The 18,951-nt window shown below is 70.0% G+C and carries 16 protein-coding genes; 7 read left to right on the top strand and 9 right to left on the bottom strand.

Annotated features, from left to right (window positions below; translation table 11 throughout):
* Positions 1–40 precede the first annotated feature (40 nt).
* The 3 genes from hda to murJ form a co-directional block, all read right to left on the bottom strand.
* Complete coding sequence (gene hda, locus AC1VNM_RS02525) at positions 41–715, bottom strand: DnaA regulatory inactivator Hda (protein ID WP_377156071.1); 675 nt, start codon at positions 713–715, stop codon at positions 41–43.
* Between the two features lie 123 nt (positions 716–838).
* On the bottom strand, positions 839–1,615 hold the full coding sequence (locus AC1VNM_RS02520) for a SirB1 family protein (protein ID WP_377156073.1): 777 nt from the start codon (positions 1,613–1,615) through the stop codon (positions 839–841).
* A gap of 56 nt (positions 1,616–1,671) precedes the next feature.
* Positions 1,672–3,246 (bottom strand): murein biosynthesis integral membrane protein MurJ, encoded by a 1,575-nt coding sequence (murJ, locus tag AC1VNM_RS02515; protein ID WP_483105752.1) that lies wholly within the window; start codon positions 3,244–3,246, stop codon positions 1,672–1,674.
* A gap of 192 nt (positions 3,247–3,438) precedes the next feature.
* Here murJ and rpsT point away from each other — a divergent pair, with 192 nt between their 5' ends.
* A complete protein-coding gene (gene rpsT / locus AC1VNM_RS02510; RefSeq protein WP_067269869.1) occupies positions 3,439–3,735 on the top strand; it encodes a 30S ribosomal protein S20 in 297 nt (98 codons plus the stop codon).
* Positions 3,736–3,795: 60 nt separating this feature from the next.
* Here the strand turns inward: rpsT and AC1VNM_RS02505 are convergent, their stop codons facing one another.
* The 3 genes from AC1VNM_RS02505 to AC1VNM_RS02495 form a co-directional block, all read right to left on the bottom strand.
* Positions 3,796–4,602 carry an alpha/beta fold hydrolase gene (locus AC1VNM_RS02505; protein WP_377156076.1) on the bottom strand — a complete coding sequence of 269 codons (807 nt, stop codon included), beginning with the start codon at positions 4,600–4,602 and terminating at the stop codon, positions 3,796–3,798.
* Positions 4,599–5,654: a M14 family zinc carboxypeptidase gene (locus AC1VNM_RS02500; RefSeq protein WP_483105751.1), complete on the bottom strand. Its 1,056-nt coding sequence runs from the start codon at positions 5,652–5,654 to the stop codon at positions 4,599–4,601. Before AC1VNM_RS02500 ends, AC1VNM_RS02505 begins: the two co-directional genes overlap by 4 nt.
* Before the next feature lie 100 nt (positions 5,655–5,754).
* The gene (locus AC1VNM_RS02495; protein WP_377156079.1) at positions 5,755–6,090 is read right to left on the bottom strand and encodes a DUF3579 domain-containing protein; all 336 of its coding nucleotides are present in this window, start codon (positions 6,088–6,090) and stop codon (positions 5,755–5,757) included.
* 246 nt (positions 6,091–6,336) lie between these two features.
* On the opposite strand from AC1VNM_RS02495, the gene AC1VNM_RS02490 reads away from it, so the two are divergent.
* Positions 6,337–7,560 carry an acetylornithine/succinylornithine family transaminase gene (locus AC1VNM_RS02490; protein WP_483105750.1) on the top strand — a complete coding sequence of 408 codons (1,224 nt, stop codon included), beginning with the start codon at positions 6,337–6,339 and terminating at the stop codon, positions 7,558–7,560.
* Positions 7,557–8,519 (top strand): ornithine carbamoyltransferase, encoded by a 963-nt coding sequence (gene argF, locus AC1VNM_RS02485; RefSeq protein ID WP_431102586.1) that lies wholly within the window; start codon positions 7,557–7,559, stop codon positions 8,517–8,519. Before AC1VNM_RS02490 ends, argF begins: the two co-directional genes overlap by 4 nt.
* A 74-nt stretch (positions 8,520–8,593) precedes the next feature.
* Here the strand turns inward: argF and AC1VNM_RS02480 are convergent, their stop codons facing one another.
* Positions 8,594–9,517: a substrate-binding periplasmic protein gene (locus AC1VNM_RS02480; protein ID WP_377156082.1), complete on the bottom strand. Its 924-nt coding sequence runs from the start codon at positions 9,515–9,517 to the stop codon at positions 8,594–8,596.
* Positions 9,518–9,777: 260 nt separating this feature from the next.
* On the opposite strand from AC1VNM_RS02480, the gene AC1VNM_RS02475 reads away from it, so the two are divergent.
* The 3 genes from AC1VNM_RS02475 to AC1VNM_RS02465 all read left to right on the top strand — a co-directional run bounded on the left by AC1VNM_RS02475 (position 9,778) and on the right by AC1VNM_RS02465 (position 12,585).
* On the top strand, positions 9,778–10,536 hold the full coding sequence (locus AC1VNM_RS02475) for a metallophosphoesterase family protein (protein WP_483105749.1): 759 nt from the start codon (positions 9,778–9,780) through the stop codon (positions 10,534–10,536).
* 101 nt (positions 10,537–10,637) lie between these two features.
* Positions 10,638–12,200: a serine/threonine protein kinase gene (locus tag AC1VNM_RS02470; protein ID WP_377156084.1), complete on the top strand. Its 1,563-nt coding sequence runs from the start codon at positions 10,638–10,640 to the stop codon at positions 12,198–12,200.
* 43 nt (positions 12,201–12,243) lie between these two features.
* Positions 12,244–12,585 (top strand): YkgJ family cysteine cluster protein, encoded by a 342-nt coding sequence (locus AC1VNM_RS02465; RefSeq protein ID WP_431102582.1) that lies wholly within the window; start codon positions 12,244–12,246, stop codon positions 12,583–12,585.
* 39 nt (positions 12,586–12,624) lie between these two features.
* On the opposite strand, the gene AC1VNM_RS02460 is transcribed toward AC1VNM_RS02465, so the two are convergent.
* Positions 12,625–13,866, bottom strand: a complete 1,242-nt coding sequence (locus AC1VNM_RS02460; RefSeq protein WP_483105748.1) for a tetratricopeptide repeat protein — start codon at positions 13,864–13,866, stop codon at positions 12,625–12,627.
* A gap of 178 nt (positions 13,867–14,044) precedes the next feature.
* Positions 14,045–16,900: an alpha-1,6-glucosidase domain-containing protein gene (locus tag AC1VNM_RS02455; protein WP_483105747.1), complete on the bottom strand. Its 2,856-nt coding sequence runs from the start codon at positions 16,898–16,900 to the stop codon at positions 14,045–14,047.
* A gap of 229 nt (positions 16,901–17,129) precedes the next feature.
* Here AC1VNM_RS02455 and AC1VNM_RS02450 point away from each other — a divergent pair, with 229 nt between their 5' ends.
* Positions 17,130–18,887: an alpha-amylase family glycosyl hydrolase gene (locus AC1VNM_RS02450; protein ID WP_483105746.1), complete on the top strand. Its 1,758-nt coding sequence runs from the start codon at positions 17,130–17,132 to the stop codon at positions 18,885–18,887.
* Positions 18,888–18,951 lie beyond the last annotated feature (64 nt).

Raw genomic sequence — 18,951 nt, 5'->3', positions numbered from 1 at the left:
GAAAGATCTTGAAAGCGAAGCAACCGGCGGCGTCGCGCCCTCAGGCGTGCGCCCCCTGGTCGGCGAGCATCTGGCGCAGCAGCGGCACGGTGACCGCCCGCTTGCTGGCCATGGCGAATTCGTCCAGCCCGTCCAGCAGCGTCATCAGGTGCTTGAGGTCGCGGGCGTAGCGGGTGAGCAGGTAGTCGATGACGTCGTCGGTCAGCGCGATGCCGCGCCGATCGGCCTCGCGGCGCAGCACGGCGCGCACCTCGGCCTCGGACAGGGGCTGCAGCGCGAAGGTCGGGCCCCAGCCGAGCCGGGTGCGCAGGTCCTCGCGCAGGTCCAGGTCCACCGGCGGCGCGGTACCGGTCGAGACGACCGCCAGCCCCAGCGTGGCCGCCTCGACGAATAGCGCGAAGGCCGCATGCTGCTGGCCGGGGTCGAAGCGCTGAGCGTCGTCGAGCAGCAGCAGGCTGGGGTGGGTGGGCAGTTCCCAGGGCAGCGGGGTGTCGGCGTCGTACCAGCCGACCTGCGCGCCGGCCTGCTGCCAGTGGCGCGCGAGCGCGCGCAGCAGGTGCGTCTTGCCGCTGCCGGGCGGCCCCCACAGGAACACCGGCGGCGAGCCAGTCCCCAGCGCCAGCACATGCGTGAGGGCCGCGGTGTTGGCACCGGTGAGGAGCGTGTCAAAGGTGTAGTCGGGCTCGGGACCGAGCGACAGCGGGATCTGCTTCAAACCACTTCAGCGTTGGATGGCGGGGCGACGTCGGCGACGCGGAGGTCGGCAACAGGGAGGTCACACCCTCAGGAAGAGGGGGATTCTATGCGTCGCCCGGCGCCCCTCCCCCGTCGTGCACCCTCAATGGAGGGTGGCGGGTCCGCCACCCGCATCGCGCAGCTGCTGCAGACTCTGCTCGAGCTCCGCGCGCTCCCCGCGATCGTCGGGCAGCAGCGCCACGAGTTTGCGCTGGACCGCCAGCAGCCGGGGCAGGTCCTGCTGGTCCATGTGGATCTGCTTGAGGTTGCGCAACATGCGCGCCAGGATCTGCCGCGGCGCCGCCGTGCCCAGGAAGGCATCCAGCGACATCGGCTCCTGCGGCATCAGGCCGGCACGCTCGCGCCAGGGGCTGAGGAACTCGTCGAGTTCGCCACGCCCCAGCGAACGTCCGCTGAACGGGTCCAGCACGACCTCGCCCTGCGGCAGGCGCAGCTTCATCAGGAAATGGCCGGGGAAGCTGACGCCCTTGACCTGCAGGCCGACGTGCGAGGCCAGCTCCATGTAGATGATCGCCAGCGAGATTGGAATGCCGCGACGCGTGGCGAGCACCTGGTGGAGGTAGCTGTTGCCGACGGCGTAGTAGTCGTTGACGTTGCCCGCGAAGCCGAGTTCGCCGTGGAAGTACTGGTTGAGCATGCGCAGCCGGTGGCTGGGCGGCGCATCGGCGGGCAGACGGTGGCGCAGCCGTTCGCCGAGACGGTCCAGCTCGGCCATCACCTGCTGCACGTCCAGCCGGGGCACCTCGTCGAGCGCGATCGCCGTGGCGGCTTCGGCCAGGTTCAGCGTGTCGTCGTCGGCAACCAGCGTCGAGAAATAGTCCAGCGCCGACGGCACCGTCCACTGCAAAGGCGAACTCATGCGCCCGAGTCTACGCCCACCGCCGCCGCCGGAAACCGGCGACGACGCCCCCGGGTTCAGGCCCGGCGAGCGAACTGGCGCAGCTTCACGCCCAGCAGCAGCAGCACGCCGAAGTACAGCAGGGCCGAGGCGCCGAGACTCAGCGCCATCCAGCCGGCGCGCGCCAGCTCGAAGTGGAAGCCCTTGCCGCCGACCCAGGCGACATGCCCGGCCAGCCACCATTGCAGCGCGCCCATCGCGGCGCTGGCGATCAGCACGCGCAGCAGGAACAGCATCCAGCCGGCTTCCGGCGCGTAGGTGCCGAGCTTGCGCAGGCCACGCAGCAGCAGCAGCGCATTGACGACGGCGCCCAGGCCGATCGACAGCGACAGGCCCGCGACGCCGATCTTGAATCCGAAGACGAAGATCGCGTTGAACACCTGCGTCAGGATCAACACGCCGACGGCGATGCGCACCGGCGTGCGCATGTCCTGACGGGCGTAGAAACCAGGCGCCAGCACCTTGATCGACACCAGCCCCATCAGGCCCAGCCCGTAGCCCATCACGGCGTGCGCGGTATGGGCGACGTCCTCCGCCCGGAAGGCGCCGCGCTGGTAGAGCACCGCCACCAGCGGCTCGGCGAAGACCAGCAGCGCGACCGCGCAGGGCAGCGCCAGCAGCAGGGTCAGGCGCAGGCCCCAGTCGAGCAGGCCCGAGTACTTCTCCGTCTCGCCCTTGGCCGTGCTGGCCGCCAGCTGCGGCGTCAGCACGACGCCCAGCGCGACGCCGAGCAGCGCGATCGGGAACTCCATCAGCCGGTCCGCGTAGGTCAGCCAGGAGGCGGCGCCCTCGCCCACCGCGATCGCGATCTGCGTGTTGATCAGCAGCGAGAGCTGGGCCACGCCGACGCCCAGCAGCGCCGGGCCCATCTTGCGCAACACCTGGCGCACGCCTTCGTCGCCGGCGGCGCGGCGCAGGCCGGAGAAGTTCAGCGCGAAACGCGGCATCAGGCCGATGCGGCGCAGCGCCGGCACCTGCACGGCCAGTTGCAGGATGCCGCCGATCATGACGCCGAGCGCCAGCGAGTAGATCGGCTCATAGCCGTGGCGCGCCAGCACGGGTGTCAGGCCGTAGCCGCAGGCCAGCGAAGCGAGGTTCAGCAGCACCGGCGTCACCGCCGGCACGATGAAGCGTTTCCAGGTATTCAGGATGCCGGCCGACAACGCCACGAGCGACATGAAGCCGATGTACGGGAACATCCACCGCGTCATCACGACGGCGGCCTCGTGCGCATCCCGGGACAACCCCGCTCCCAGCGTCCAGACCAGCACCGGGGCGCCGATCACGCCGATGACGCAGGTCGCCAGCAGCGCCCACAGCAGCACGGTCGCGACGGCGTCGATCAGGTGGCGCGTCGCCTCGTCGCCGTCCTTGGCGCGCGCGGCGGCCAGCGACGGCACGAAGGCCTGCGAGAACGCGCCCTCGGCGAAGAGCCGCCGCAGCATGTTGGGAATGCGGAACGCCACGTTGTAGGCGTCGGTCATCGCGTTGGCGCCGAACAGCCCCGCCACCATCTGTTCGCGGACCAGCCCCGTGATGCGCGACAGCAGCGTGAAGACCGAAACGACGGAGGCGGTGCGGAGCAGGTTCATTCAGGCGACGGCGCGGAGGCTCTACGAAGGCAGCACGGAAACGGTGCGTGGAACAATTCCCCTGGGGCATCGAGCCCCGGCGAACGACCGCGCATTATGGGTGGCCCGCCGCGGACGCCATACCTCGGGTTTGGTTTTTCCAATCCTGGCTGCTATACTCGCCGTCTTTGCACCAACTGGACCAATAAGACAATGGCAAGCTCTTCCAAAGCCAAGAAGAAAACCGTGCGTCTGGCCTCGGGCCGCAAGCGCGCACGTCAAGACGTCAAGCTGAACGCCGCCAACTCGGCGCTGCGTTCGAAGTTCCGCACGGTCATCAAGAACGTGCAAAAGGCGATCGTCACGGGTGACAAGGCTAAGGCCGCCGACCTGTTCAAGACCGCCCAGCCCGTGATCGACTCGGTCGCCGACAAGGGCATCTTCCACAAGAACAAGGCTGCTCGCCACAAGAGCCGCCTGTCTTCGAAGATCAAGGCGCTCGCCGCCTGATAGCAAAGTCCAGCTCTGGTGCACGGAAAGCCCGCCAATCGGCGGGCTTTTTCGTTGGGCTCAGAGCGGCATCGGCGTCGTGATCTGTCCGACGACCTCGCGCACGTGGAGCCAGTCCACGACGTTGCGCGCCACCCACTCCCCGTCATCGAGCGGCAGGTCGTGCCCCGCGTGCCGGTGCAGCCGCAGCGGCGCACCCCACGCCCGGCTGATGGCCTGCGAGCAGCGCCAGTCGACCAGCGAGTCCCCCTGGCTGCACAGCAGCAGCATCGGCGGCTCGGGCTTGGCCAGGCTGGCGCGGTAACGCGCCGCCGCCAGCAGCTGCCGCAGCGCATTGCGGCGTCGCACCGGGTGCTGGCGCTGGATCGAGACCCAGTCGTCGATCACCTGGTCCGGCTGACGCTGCATCCGCGTCGTCATCTGCAGCACCTTAGCCTCGCGCTGGCGCAGGCTCAGCCGCGTCAGGCTGAGCAACAGCAATGACCAGTAGTTCGACGGCCTCAGCCGCCGGAAGAAGGCGCTGAAGGGCCTCAGGCTGGTGTTGATGAGCACGATGCCGTCGAGCTCGCGCGGATGGCGCGACGCCCATTCGCTGGCGACCATGGCACCCAGCGACATCGCCAGCACCTGATACGGCGGGGGAACGCCGCGACGACGCAATTCCGCACGGCAAGCCTCCATCATCGCGTCGACATGGGTCGGACTGCTCTGCCGATGCTTGTCGCCATTGCCGGGCAGGTCGAGCAGTTCCAGCCGGGCGTCCGGCTGCTGCACCCGCAACGCGCGCAGCAGGCGCGCGGGGAAGTCCCCCCAATGGCCGCTCTCGCGGGTCAAGCCGCGCAGCAGCACCCAGGTGTGGACGCTCATCGAGCGGTCCTCCGATACCAGCGAATCAACGCCTGCTCCCCGTGATCGATTCTTGTGTCCGGTCCTGGCAACCACCGCAACGCGCTCTGCGTCGCACGTGTCATGAAGTCCATCCAGGCCATGTGCCGTCGCAACACACGCTGCTGTCGATGTGCGATCAGCGGGTTGAACATGCCGTGCCGGGAGAGTAGCTGGCGCGGGTTTTTCTTCACCCACAGCCATGACCCCATTTCGAGCGTCATCGGCAGGAAGATCCCCCGATCAAGGGAGAGGGACTCGTCGTAGAGGTGGTCCCACAGGTCGCCGTGGGTCAGGTAGTGCCGGCTCTGCGGCTCCATCACGTAGGGATGCGGGGACAGGCATTGATCGAGCACCTCGCACAGCGCGTGGATCTCGGCGAGGTGATGCATTGGACGGCGCGTGCGCGCATAGGGGAACCAGATGCGGTCGCGCAGGCCGAAACCGCTGTGGAAGTCGATGGCCACGGAGATCGGCCGCCCCAGCAGTTCCTCGCGGACGAATCGGCACAGCGCGTCGCTCTCGACCTGCAGCGGCGCGCCGGTCAGCCCGCGGTAATACGGCAGATGCGGGGACAGGCGATGCCCGCCGACCAGGAAGGGCACGCCGCGGTCGGCGTCCTGCGGCGCGTTGCGCATCAGGTCGACGCCCTGCGGATTCGCGCGCGACCCGGCCAGCACGCCACCCGGATTGACGACCGGCAGGAACACGAGCCGCAGCGACTCGAGCTGCTGATGCAGGCTGAGGTCCCAGCGCAGCCGGCGCACCAGGCTGCCGAGGTAGGCCAGCACCACCTGCGCGCCGATGCGCTCCAGGCCGTGGACCCCACCGATGAAACCGAGCGCGGGCACCGCGGGATCAGGATTGCCCAGGGTCACGCCGATCACCGGCAGCGGGCCGCCGACGGTGCTCACGGTCGCGAGTTCGCGGGCCTGCAGCATCGACCCGCCCTGGTCGATCAGGCGCAGCAACTGCTGCATTTCCGGCAGGACGGCCGCGGCCCGGGAGCCCGCGTCGGCGGTGAAGACGGCCATGTCCAGGGAGCCCGGTGGGGAGGTCGCGGCGAACCCGGCAGCGTAGTCGCAAGGACGCGGGCCGGCGATGGCCCGAACGGGCCAGCGGGCCTCCAGCGCTTCAGGCCTTGCCGGATTCCCGATCGCCGGGCAGCAGGCAGGCGTCGACGACCTGCAGCTTGTTGTCACGGGCGAAGTTCATGACGAACTCCCAGGCCATCGGTTCGACGGACTTCAGCGCCTCGTTGACGATCACGCACTTGATGCCGTCGATGACGCGCGGCACGCAGTAGGGCGAGTAGCCGAGGTAGGCGTCGCGGCCGCTGCGGGTGCCGCCGGGACGGAAGCAGGACATGGCCCCAGCCAGACGTTCGGCCCAGTCGCTCGGGCGGAAGGTGCGGCCATCCGTGGTGATCCCCTGGATGAACACTTCTCGCGGCTTGGGCTGCTCAGTCATTGGCTACGGTCTCACGCGTCCCGGCAAAAACGCTATTGTGCCCTGGATGTGTTGCGCCGCAGCACAGGTGGGCTTCTGCTCGCCCGCTGGTCAGCGCGGCTTGTCTGGCTGTGCAGGAGGAATCTCCTCACCCGCCAGGGTCGACCCGTAGAATCGATCGGCTCCCGCAACCCCGGTCCCGGACCGGGATTGCCGGGCGCCTTCCTGGAGATGATTCCCCCACCCCTCCCACGTTTTGGAGACTTGATGAACGCCCCGGACTCCTCGTTCGCCGCCCCGACCGAACCCCATGTGATGCACACCTACGGCCGCCTGCCGATCGCCCTGTCGCACGGCGAAGGCGCCTGGGTCTGGGATACGGCCGGCCGACGATACCTGGACGGCCTCGGCGGGATCGCCGTCAACACGCTCGGACACAACCATCCGAAGCTGGTGGCGGCCTTGCGGGACCAGGTGGGCAAGCTCATCCACACGAGCAACTACTACCACGTCCCGCTGCAGGAGCAGCTCGCGGCCAAGCTCTGCGCGCTGTCGGGGCTGACCAACGCCTTCTTCTGCAACTCCGGCCTGGAGGCCAACGAGGCCGCGCTCAAGATCGCGCGCAAGTACGGCCACGACCGCGGCAACGAGAGCCCCGAGGTCATCGTGTTCGAGAAGGCCTTCCATGGCCGCTCGATCGCGACGCTGTCCGCGACCGGCAACCCGAAGGTGCAGGCGGGCTTCGGCCCGCTGGTGCCGGGCTTCGTCCGCGTGCCGCTGAACGACATCGCGGCGATCCGCCAGGCCATCGCCGAGCACCCGAACGTGACCGCGATCTTCCTGGAGACCATCCAGGGCGAAGGCGGCATCAACCCCGCCCACATCGACTTCCTGAAGGACCTGCGCAAGCTGTGCGACGAGCACGACCTGCTGCTGATGCTGGACGAGGTGCAATGCGGCATCGGCCGCACCGGCAAGTGGTTCGCGCACCAGTGGGCCGGCATCGTGCCGGACGTGATGCCGCTGGCCAAGGGCCTGGGCTCGGGCGTGCCCATCGGCGCGGTGGTGTGCGGCGACAAGGCCGCCAAGGTCTTCGGACCGGGCAACCACGGCACCACCTTCGGCGGCAATCCGCTGGCGATGCGCGCGGGCGTCGAGACACTGACGGTGATGGAAGAGGACGGCCTGCTGGCCAATGCCGCGACCGTCGGCGCCGAGCTGAAGGCCGCGATCGAGCACGGTCTGGCGGGCGAAGCGGGCCTGGTCGAGGTGCGCGGCCACGGCCTGATGATCGGCATCGAACTCGACCGCCCCTGCGGCGTGCTGCTGACGCAGGCGATGGAGGCGGGCCTGCTGCTGAGCGTGACCGCCGACAAGGTCATCCGCCTGGTCCCGCCGCTGATCCTCACGAGCGCGGAAGCGGCCGAGATCGCCGCGCGTCTGGTGCCGCTGGTGAAGGCCTTCCTGGCCGCCCCGGCGTCCGCGCCATGAAGCCGGGGAACACGCTCATGCGTCATTACCTGCAGTTCAAGGACCTGCGCGCGGAGGAGTACACCCACCTGTTCGAACGGGCGGCGACGATCAAGCGACGCTTCAAGAACTACGAGAAGTACCAGCCGCTGCAGGACCGCACGCTGGCGATGATCTTCGAGAAGGCCTCCACGCGGACCCGCGTGAGCTTCGAGGCGGGCATGTACCAGATGGGCGGCTCGGTGGTGCACCTGACCACCGGCGACAGCCAGTTGGGCCGCGCCGAGCCGATCGAGGACAGCGCGCGCGTGATCAGCCGCATGGTCGACATCGTGATGATCCGGACCTACGAGCAGACCAAGCTGGAGCGCTTCGCCGCGCACTCGCGGGTGCCGGTCATCAACGGGCTGACCAACGAGTACCACCCCTGCCAGATCCTGGCGGACCTGTTCACCTTCATCGAGCAGCGCGGCATGGACCGACGCGGCGCGATCGACATGGACTGCCTGAAGGGACGCGTGGTGGCCTGGGTCGGCGACGGCAACAACATGGCCAACACCTGGTTGCAGGCGGCGGAGATCCTGGGCTTCACCGTGCACGTCAGCACGCCCAGCGGCTACGAGATCGACCCGGCGGTCGCCGGCATCAAGGACACGCGCTGCTACAAGGTCTTCAAGGACCCGAAGGAAGCCTGCCGCGACGCGGACCTGGTGACGACGGACGTGTGGACCAGCATGGGCTACGAGGCCGAGAATGAGGCGCGCCGCACGGCGTTCGCGGACTGGTGTGTGGACAAGGACATGATGGCGCAGGCCAAGCCGGACGCGCTGTTCATGCACTGCCTGCCAGCGCACCGCGGCGAAGAGGTGGCGGCCGACGTGATCGACGGCCCGCAGTCGGTGGTCTGGGACGAGGCCGAGAACCGCATGCACGTGCAGAAGGCGCTGATGGAGTACCTGCTGCTCGGACGCATCGGCTGAGCACCCTGCCCCGCCCCCGAGACGACAAGGCCCGCCGAGCGCGGGCCTTGTTCCATGACGCGGCGATCGCTGCGCTACTTCGGCACGACGATCGCCTTCAGGCCGTCTTCATACGACCCGGCCGGGTAATGCTTCTGCAGCGTCTTCCAGACGGTGCCGGAGCGTGAGTTCCGCTCCAGCGCGTCGCTCAGCACCTCGCGGTCCTTCGCCGGCAGGTGCCGTGACAGGTAGATCCCGCTGTCGGTCCAGGTGAGCTCCGCCATCGCCTCCAGGCGCAGACGGTCCAGCAGCGGCCGCGTCTTCGAGTCCTGCAGCAGGGTGCCCGCCAGGATCGACGGCGCCATCACCGTCACGTCCGCCAGGTTGCGCTCCAGCGTGCGCACCACCGCCGCCGGATCCGCTTCCACGACCAGTCGGCGCTGCGCCTTCAACGTCCTCAGCAACTGCTGGTAGGGCTCGCCGTAGTCGAAGCCGCGCACCACCGCCACGCGCAACTCCCGCCGCTCGCCGAGCTCGGTCAGGCTCTCGACCGGCGCGCGATCCGACGAGATCGAGATCAGCATCGCCCGCGCCTTCATCATCGGAATGAAGTCGCCGTGCAAGTCCCGCTGGGAGGTGCGCGTCGCCGGCACCAGCACGTCCGCGCCGCTGCCGGCGAACATCGCCTCGACCCGCGCCCGCGGCACGACGACGAAATCGAACTGGCAGCCGGTCTCCGCCGACACCTTGCGCAGCAGGTCCGGATAGACCCCGCTGACCTCGCCGCCCGAGGTCACCACGCTCATGCCGATCGGTGCCATCGGCACCCGGATCGGTCGCGAGCAGTCCGCCCGCGCGGCGCCGGTCACCGACGCGAGCATCAACCCCACCGCCAGACCGCCTGCCGCGCGCGCGACGAGCGGCAGACGGCCCCGCCAGGGCACGCATGCCCAGCGCTCGATCGCCGGCGTTCGCCCGCGCTCGCGCGGGTCCGGCCGCCCGGATTCCAACGTGTTCATCTTCTTTCTCTCCCATGCCGGAACTGCCGGCGGCGCTGCGCTCTCGCCACATCGCCTCCTGGGCGTCCCATGTCGTCGGCCAGATTAGCAAAGCCCGGGACATCCACAACGCGTCAAACCCGCGAGTCCCCCGATCCATCGCCCATCCGGAGGGGCCGTGCCCCTGCGCTTCGGGGGGCTTGCGTCCGCCACTCGCCGTCTTGCGAAGGTTGACGTCAGCCATGCGTGGCATGCTTGCCCCTCGCATCCATGCTGCCTCCATGAAGACCGCCCTGATCTCCGACCTGCACGCCAACCGGCAAGCCTTCGAGTCCGTCCTCGACCACGCCCGGCGGCAGGGCGCCCGGCATTTCGCCCTCCTGGGAGACTACGTCGGTTACGGCAGCGACCCCGGCTGGGTGATCGACCAGGTGCGGACCCTGCGCGCGGAAGGCGCGATCGTCGTCGCCGGCAACCACGACCTCGGCGTGACGCAGGGCCCCCGCCCCACGATGAACGACGACGCGCGCGCCGCCATCGCCTGGACGCGCGCGCGGCTCACCGACGACCAGGTGGCCTTCCTGGCCGGGCTGCCGATGTCGGAGGAAGAGGACGACTGCCTCTACGTGCACGCCAACGCGTTCGATCCGACCGGCTTCGCCTACGTGCAGGGCCGGCTGGAGGCGATGCGCAGCCTGCACGCCACCGAGTGCCGCTACACCTTCTGCGGCCACATGCACGAGCCGATGCTGTACCACCTCTCCGGCACCGGCAAGGCGGGCGACTTCAAGCCGCAGCCCGGCGTGCCGATCCCGCTCCTGCCCAACCGTCAGTGGCTCGTCATCCCCGGCGCCTGCGGCCAGCCGCGCGACGGCAACCCGGCCGCCGCCTACGCGCTGTTCGACCACGACAGCGAGGAACTCAGCTTCCAGCGCGTGCCCTACGATGTGGAAGCCGCCGCCGCCGCGCTGCGCGCCGCGCCCGGCCTGCTCGCCGGCCTGGCGGACCGGCTCGCGCAACGCCTGGTGGCGGGCCGATGAAGATCGATGACCGCAGATGACGGCCGGCCACTTGCTCCCTCTCCCGCCTCCGGCAGAGGGCGGGGGTGAGGGCCAGCGGCGGTAGAAGTGCCAATGAATCGATGAACGACGCCCACCCGACGCACGCTTCCACTTCAGTCCCGGTACCGATCACCTCGCCGCTGCAACCCGGCCAGGTGCTGGACGGTTTCGTGCTCGAGGCGCGGCTTCACCAGGGCGGCATGGCCAACCTCTGGCAGGTGCGGCGGCAGGATCCGGCGGACCCGACAGGTCCCGCCGACGCCCATGCCGTCGATGTCCATCCCGTCGAGGACTTCCCGCTGATCATGAAGGTCCCCCGCATCAAGGGCGGCGAGGACCCGGCCAGCATCGTCGGCTTCGAGGTCGAGCAGATGATCATGCCGGCGCTCAAGGGGCCGCACGTGCCGCGCTTCGTCGCGCGCGGCGACTGGCGCCGCCAGGCCTACATCGTCATGGAGCGCATCGAGGCCGAGAGCCTGCGCCCGCGCCTGGACCAGGCGCCGCTGCCGCTGGTGGAGGTCGTCGAGATCGGCATCCAGGTCGCGCACGCGCTGACCGACCTGCACCGCCAGCACCTGGTCCACCTCGACATCAAGCCCAGCAACATCCTGCTGCGCCCGGACGGCACCGTGGTGCTGGTCGACTTCGGCCTGTCGCGGCACGACTTCCTGCCCGACCTGCTGGAGGAGGAATTCTCCCTGCCGATGGGCACCGGGCCATACATGTCGCCGGAGCAGGTCCAGTTCGTCCGCAACGATCCGCGCAGCGACCTCTTCGCGTTGGGGGTCATGCTGTACCACCTTTCCACCGGCGAGCGGCCCTTCGGCCAGCCGACATCGGTGCGGCAGCTGCGGCGCCGGCTCTACGTCGACCCGATCCCGCCCCGCGCGATCCGGCCCGAGCTGCCGCCGTGGTTCCAGGAGATCGTCCTGCACTGCCTGGAGGTGCGCGCCGAGCGCCGCTACCAGAGCGCCGCGCAGCTCGCGCTGGACCTGCAGCGGCCGGACGCGGTGCCCCTGACCGCCCGCGCGCACAAGCTGCAGCGCAGCGGCATGGTGCGACGCTTCAAGCGCTGGTTCCTGGCGATGGGCGAGGAACCGCGCGCGCCGGCCTCGGTCGGCGCGCAGGTCGCGCGCAGCCCCGTGATCATGGCCGCCGTCGACGTGCTGGGCGCCACGCCCACCTTGCTCGAGGAATTGCGCGAGGTCGTGCGCCGCCTGATGCAGACCGAGCCCGGCGCGCGCCTGGCCTGCGTCGGCGTGATGAAGACCAACCGCATCGGCATGGACGAGCTCACCGACGCGCAGGGCCGCAGCCATCACGTGCAGCAGCTGATCGCGCTGAAGAACTGGGCGCATCCGATGACGCGGGAACTGGCGCTGGAAGACGGCCGGCTGACCTTCCACGTGCTGGAAGCACCGGACGCCGCCGATGCGTTGATCGAGTTCGCCGCGAAGACCGGCGTCGACCACGTCGTGATGGGCGCGCGCGCCAGTTCGATGATGCGCCGCTACCTGGGCAGCGTGTCGGCGCAGGTCGTCTCGCAATGCGCCTGCACCGTCACCGTCGTGCGCGAACCCGTGCTGCCCGACGACACGCCCGCGCCCGACAGCACGCTGATCAGCCCGTCGGCGTCGAACTGAAACCCTTCCCGCGGCGCCCTGCCCTCACCCGCCCTCCGTTGACATGCCGGCCTTCACCGACAACCCCTGCACCCGCTGCGGCGCCTGCTGCGCGAGCTTCCGCGTCGACTTCTCACGCCAGGAGCTGCTCAGCGAAGGCGGCACGGTGCCGGACGGCCTGACGGTGGAGGTCACGGACTCGACCTGCCGGATGCGCGGCACCGACCATGCGCGGCCACGTTGCGCCGCCTTGCAGGGAAAGCTCGGCGAGCACGCCGGCTGCGGCATCTACGAATGGCGACCGTCGCCGTGCCGCGACTTCGGCCTGCGCTCCCCCTTGGGCATCGGCGACGACGCCTGCGCCCGGGCGCGCGCGCGTCACGGCCTGCCGCCGCTCGACGCCTGAGTTCCCAAGCCGGCGTCCCCGGCCCGCGGCTGCCGCGGGCTAGCGGACCTGGACTTTCGCCGGCTGCATCTTCGCCTTCAGGCTTTCCAGCTTGGCCGCGTAGAGCTGCCGCTGCGGCGCGGTCACGCTGTACTCCTGGGCCTTGGCCAGTTCCGTGCGCACGACATCCCACTTGCCCAATCCCACGTTGGCCAGCGCCATCCAGAAATGGAACTCGTGGTAGTAGGCCGAGCGGTCGATCTCCTTGGCGAAGAGGTCGCGCGCCTGGGCGTAGTCGCCCGCCTTCATCGCGGCCACGCCGAGGTCGAAGAACTTGAACGGCGGATACGGCTGGAGCAGGGCCAGCTGGGTCTCGAGCTTCTGCGCCTCGGCGAACTGACCCTGGAAGCGCAGCGCCTGGGCCAGGTTGGACATGGACTGCACGTTGGCCGGCTCATGCGCCAGCACATGGCGGAAGGCGCGCTCGGCGAGCACGGTGTCGCCGTGCCGCCGGTAGATCACGCCCAGCGTGTTGAGCGCCGTCAGCATCCGCGGATCGTGCAGCCAGGCGGCGCGGGCCCACCAGTAGGCGCGGGCAATCTGGGCCTGCGCCAGCAGCTCCGCGGCGCGGTTGTTCATGTACATCGCGACGATGCCGCGCTCGTCGATGGGCATCGCGCGCTGGCGCGAGATCTGCGCGCCGGGCAGGAAGTCGACCACCAGCGAGGGCTCGTCGTTGCCCAGCACGCGGAAGTCCGTCCGGCGCCGGCCCAGCGCGATGTTGACGTGGCCGGAGACGACCTGCAGGTCGCCGACGCGGCTCCACTGCTCCTCGTCGTAGATCTGGCGGAACACGAAGGGCAGGCCCATCTCGCGCGCGAAGGCGGCCGTCATCATCGCCAGCGACAGGCAGTTGCCGGCCTTGGCGTCGAAGGCCTCGGCGGCGGTGCGCGTGGTCTCGGCGTCGTACTCCAGCTGGAGCTCGTTGCGGTTGTAGAGCGCATCCAGCAGCAGGTGGCGCATGTCGCGCGCATCCATCATCAGCGTCGTGCCGTTGGCGCTCGCATTCGGGATGCGGCTGCGGATGAACTCGCGCATCTTCGGCGTCAGCGCCATGACCTGCGACGGATCGATCACGTCGCGCGACGGCGGGAAGAGCTCGTCATGGATCAGCGAGGCCGCCTCGATCGGCGGCGTGGCCTCGGGCGCCGTGGCGCACCCTGTCACCGCCAGCGCGGCCAGCAACGCCGCGCCGAGCATCAGCGCCTTGCGGACCGAATGGATCGCCTGGATCGTTCCCATGACCGTCTCCGATGCGACCTCTGACGGGGCCGCTGGTGAGCCATGCTACTCCGCCGCGCGAGGCGTGCAGCCCCGTGCGACGGATGGGGTGATCCCGGGCTTGAAAGTCGCCCGGCGAAGGTCCAGACCCGGGACGCCCGCGAGGCTCAGCGACGCTCCGACTTCGTAACGGGACCGTTCAACGACGCTCGACGACGAACACCGCGACGCTGCGCGCCGGCACCCGGAAATGCCCCCGCACGCCGTCGACCCGCGACTCGTTGCGGATGCGCGTATCCGCCGCGCCGGCGGCGCGCTGCACCGGATGCAGGCGCCAGGCGAAGCCGGCTTCAGCCGGCAAGGTCAGCGACGTCGGCTCGGCGGTGGCATTGACGACGTACAGCAGCCGATCGAACACGGCATCCGCGCGTCCAGCCCCGTCGAGTCGACCCACGATCACGCCGGCCTGCTGAGCCGGGCCGGTGTTGTGGAAGACGAGCCGGCGCCGGATCTCCTCCGGATCGGCGAGCCGGAACAGCGGCGTGCTGGCGCGGATCCGCAACTGGTCGAGGAACACGCGCCGCGTCCAGTCGATCTGCGCCGGACCGGGCTTGATCGCGGGATCGGCCAGCAGCGGCCGCAGCAGTGCGAAGTCCTGGCCGCTGTCGCGGGCAGGCGGCAGGCCGGCGCCGAAGCCGTTGTCGCGACCGCGCCAGTCGAGCCGGTTGAACCAGTCGCCCGAGTCGTAGCTGTTGCGGTCCATCGACTTGGAGCGCAGCAACTCGCCGCCGGCATGGAAGTAGGCGACGCCCTGGCTCAGCGCATTGATCCCGAGCGCCACCGCCTGCGTGCGGGCGCGGTCGTCGGCGCTCGTGGTGCGCGGCAGCTTCAGCACCAGCGCGTCGAACAGCGTCTGGTTGTCGTGGTTCTCGACGTAGTTGACGACCTCCGCCGGCACCGAGGCGTAGCCGGCGGGCTGGTCGCCGTAGGGCAGGCGTTCGCCGGCGACGCGACGGCCGTCGGCGGTCTCCAGCTCGAAGCCGCGCAGCGTGCCCGCCATCGCGAGCTTGAGCAGATCGCCCTGGCGCAGCAGTTCCTCGCGGCGCGCGGCATCCCCCGAGTGCGCCGGCACGATGAATCCAGGCCGGCGCGCCGAAGTGGCCGCATCGTCACCCGCCGCGCCGCCGCGCACCGCATCGCGGCCGCGATCGCTGAAGGTGCCGATGCCGGTGCCGTTCAGCGACAGCTGGGAGGCCTGCACGAATCGCGCGCCGTTGGCGACCTCGCCGAAGTTCCAGCCTTCACCGATCAGTTGGACGTCGCGACCCAGCTCGCGCTTCAAGCGCGCCTGGAGTTGTTCCATCACCGCGCGCGGCTGGTGCCCCATCAGGTCGAAGCGGAAGGACGCGATCTTGTACTCCCGCGCCCACAGCACCACCGAGTCGACCAGCAGCTTGCCCATCATGCGGTGCTCGGTGGCGGTGTTGTCGCAGCAGGTCGAGCGCTCGACACGGCCCAGCACGTCCAGGCGCTGGTAGTAGCCGGGCACGATGCGGTCCAGCACCGAATGCGGATGCTGCCCGGAGGCCGTCGTGTGGTTGTAGACCACGTCCATGCCGACGCGCAGTCCCGCCGCATGCAGCCCCATCACCATCGCGCGCAACTCCCGCACGCGGACCGCGCCGTCATTGGCATCGCTGGCGAAGCTGCCCTCGGGTGCGCTGTAGTGGTACGGGTCGTAGCCCCAGTTGAAGCAGTCGCTGTCGGCGACGGCCATGACGGCCGCCTGCTGCGCGTCGCTGTCGGGCGCGGCCCTCGGCACGCGCGGGATCGCGCAGTGGCGCTCCGGTACGGTGGCCAGATCGAAGACCGGCAACAGATGCACGTCCGTCAGGCCTGCCTCGCTGAGCGCGCGCAGGTGGCGCATGCCGGCCGAGCCGGACTGCGTGAAGGCCAGGTACTTGCCACGCATCGCGGCGGGCACGCTGCGGTCGTCGCGGGAGAAGTCGCGCACATGCAGTTCGTAGACGACCATGTCCGTCGGCGTCTTCACGCGGTCGGGGATGCGGCTGACCGACCAGCCGCGCGGCTGCAGGCGCGGCTCGGACAGGTCGGCGACGTAGCTGCGCGCCGAATCCGCCGACAGGCTCACCGAGTACGGATCGGTCACGAGGTTGCGCACGCGGCCAATGCCCGGCACGAAGAGCTCGACGAGGTAACGGTAATACGAGCCGCTTCGCACGCTCGCCGCGCCGGATACGCCGGGTGCGCCGGGTGCGCCAGCCTCGCCGGACGTGCGCGCCGTGTCGACGGCCCAGATCCCCGTCCGGTCGTCGCGCGCCAGCGGGAGGCGCACGCGGGCAGCGCTGTCGGGGCCGTCGTAGACGCACAGCGCGACGCGATCGGCCGTCGGCGCCCACAGCTTGAAGGCGGCGCCCTTCGACCCCACCGTCACGCCCAGCGCCGACTCGTCCTCGGCGGCGGCGTAGATCGCATCGAGCGCGCGCGCGGTCTGCGCCGGACTCCAGCGCCGCACGCGGCCCTGCGCGTCCTCGACGACGACCAGCGACTGACCGCGCTGCAGCACGGCCGCGTCGACGCCCTCCTCCAACGCGAACTCCGGGCCGGCGCCCAGATAGGCGCCCTGCGCGGCGATCTCCGCGCTCAGCGGCTCGCGGGCGACGTCGACGATCCGGAGCGCGAGGCTGCGGTCGCTCCCGGCCACGCGCCCTTCATTCAAGGTCAATCCGCCAGCCGCCGAGTGATGCCACCGGACGGTCTCGCCGGCGGCCAGCGTCAAGCCCGGCCAGCGCAGGCGGCGTGCATCGAGCCACACCGGCTGCGGCATCGCGGGCGCGGCGGGCTGGGGCGCCAGCGTCGGCGACTGCGGTGCCAGCACCGTCGCCCACCCGGCGCCGCAGGCGGCCAGCGAAGGGTCACCTGCAGCGATCGAGGAATCGCCTGCGGCGATGGCCATCGGCATTCCGGTCAGGCCGCTCAGCATCAATACCGCCAGATGTGGCCAGGGGCGGGACAAGGTCGAGCGGACGCCCATCGGATCTCCATCGGAAGGTGGTTCTGGCGCCGGATCCGCCTTCCTCGAAGGCCATGCCGGCGCTGCGCTTCAGATGGTAGCAAAACTACATACGAGGGCGATCAGGACTTCCCTTCATAGGCCATACCTTCTATGCTGCGGCGCGACGACGTCTCCGAAGCTTCTTCCGGCGACGTTCAGATTTGTACTTTTGCTACAGACAAGATCACAAGACCAGGAGATTCGCGAGATGACTCGTCGCCCCTTCGCCCTCGCCACGGCCACGGTGCTGGCCGTCGCGACGGCCGCCGGACTGACGGCGCCGACGGCGCGTGCGGCGCCGGCCGCCGCGGTGACGCCGGCCAGGGCCGCGACGCCCGTCGACCTCTCCCCCGTCCAGGAGGCGCGCGGCCGCAGCGCGCTGCCCGAGGGCTGGCAGCACGGCGCCTTCATCGAGATCTTCGTGCGCGGCTTCCAGGACAGCGACGGCGACGGCATCGGCGACCTGCGCGGCGTGACGCAGCGGCTGGACTACCTGAAGGACCTCGGCATCAAGGGCATCTGGCTGATGCCGATCACCGCCAGCGCCGACCACGACCACGGCTACGCGACGACGGACTACCGTGCGATCGAGCCGCAGTACGGCACGCTGGCCGACTTCGACGAGCTGATCCGCGAAGCCCACCGGCGCGGCATCGGCGTCGTCATGGACTACGTGATCAACCACAGCGCGCGCGAGCATCCACTGTTCCGCGCGGCGGCGGCGGATCCGGCCAGCCCGTGGCGCGACTGGTTCGTGTGGACCCCGCAGCCGCTGGGCGAGCTGAAGGACTGGGACATCTGGGGCAAGACGCCCTGGTACCTGCCCGGCGAGGACGTCCCGCCCGAGGTGCCCGAGGGCGCGAGCGCGCCGCCCAAGCCTGAATCGACGGCCCAGGCGGGCGCCGGATCGCCGCGCTACTTCGCGGTGTTCGGACCGCACATGCCCGACTTCAACATGCGCAACCCGGCGGTGGTGAAGTACCACGCGGACAGCCTGCGCTTCTGGCTCAACCGCGGGCTGGACGGCTACCGCCTCGACGCGGTGCCGCACCTGATCGAGAACAGCGCGAAGGACTGGAACGACCAGCCGGAGAGCCGCGTCCTGACCGGCGACTTCACGCGCCTGATCAAGCGTTACCCGCGGCGCTTCGTCGTGTGCGAGGCCACCGCCGAACCCAAGGTCTACACGCGCGACGACATCTGCGGCAGCGCCTTCGCCTTCGGGCTGGAGCGCGCGGTGATCGATGCCGCCAAGGGCGGCGACGGTTCGGTCGAGGCGGTGGCCAAGGTCGCGCGCTTCTTCACCGAGGCGCCGTTGTCGATGGCCACGATGCTGAGCAATCACGACATCTTCGCGGGCAAGCGGGCCTGGGACCAGTTCGAGGGCGACGAGGCACGCTACAAGCTCGCCGCCGCGACCTACCTGCTGCTGCCGGGCACGCCGTTCATCTACTACGGCGAAGAGATCGGCCAGGCCGGCGTCGCCGGCCTGCCGGGCGATGCGCCGCTGCGCGCGCCGATGAGCTGGACCCCGGCGCCGGGCGGCTTCTCGACAGGCACGCCGTTCCGGCCGGCCTCGCCGAACCTCTCGACGCACAACGCGCAGGCGCAGGCCGCCGATCCGGGCTCGCTGCTGAACTTCTACAAGGCGATGCTGGCGCTGCGCAACGGCCAGCCGGCGATCGCGCGCGGCCGCTACGAGGCATCGCTCGCGCAGGGTCAGGTGTTGAGTTTCCAGCGCGCCTACAAGAACGAACGCGTGCTGGTCGTCATCAACTACGGGCGGGCTGCCACCGAGGTGACGCTCCCCGGCCTGCCGGCGAAGGCGCGCCTTCGCGCCTTGCACCCGCAGCCTCCGTCGGGCTCGGCGGCCGCCATCCAGGCCAGGGCACTCGCCGCCGATGCGCGGGGTCGGGTCACGCTGACCGCCGCGCCGCTGTCGGTGCAGGTCTTCCGCCTTCGCTGAAGGGCGTGCAGGATGCCGACCACGACGCGCCACATCGCACGACTCGCCCCGCTGGCCTCGCTCA

This window comes from Mitsuaria sp. MSU3D (genome assembly GCF_056867975.1).
The sequence above is the reverse complement of the archived record's forward strand: the minus strand, read 5'-3'. Positions and strand labels throughout refer to the sequence as shown.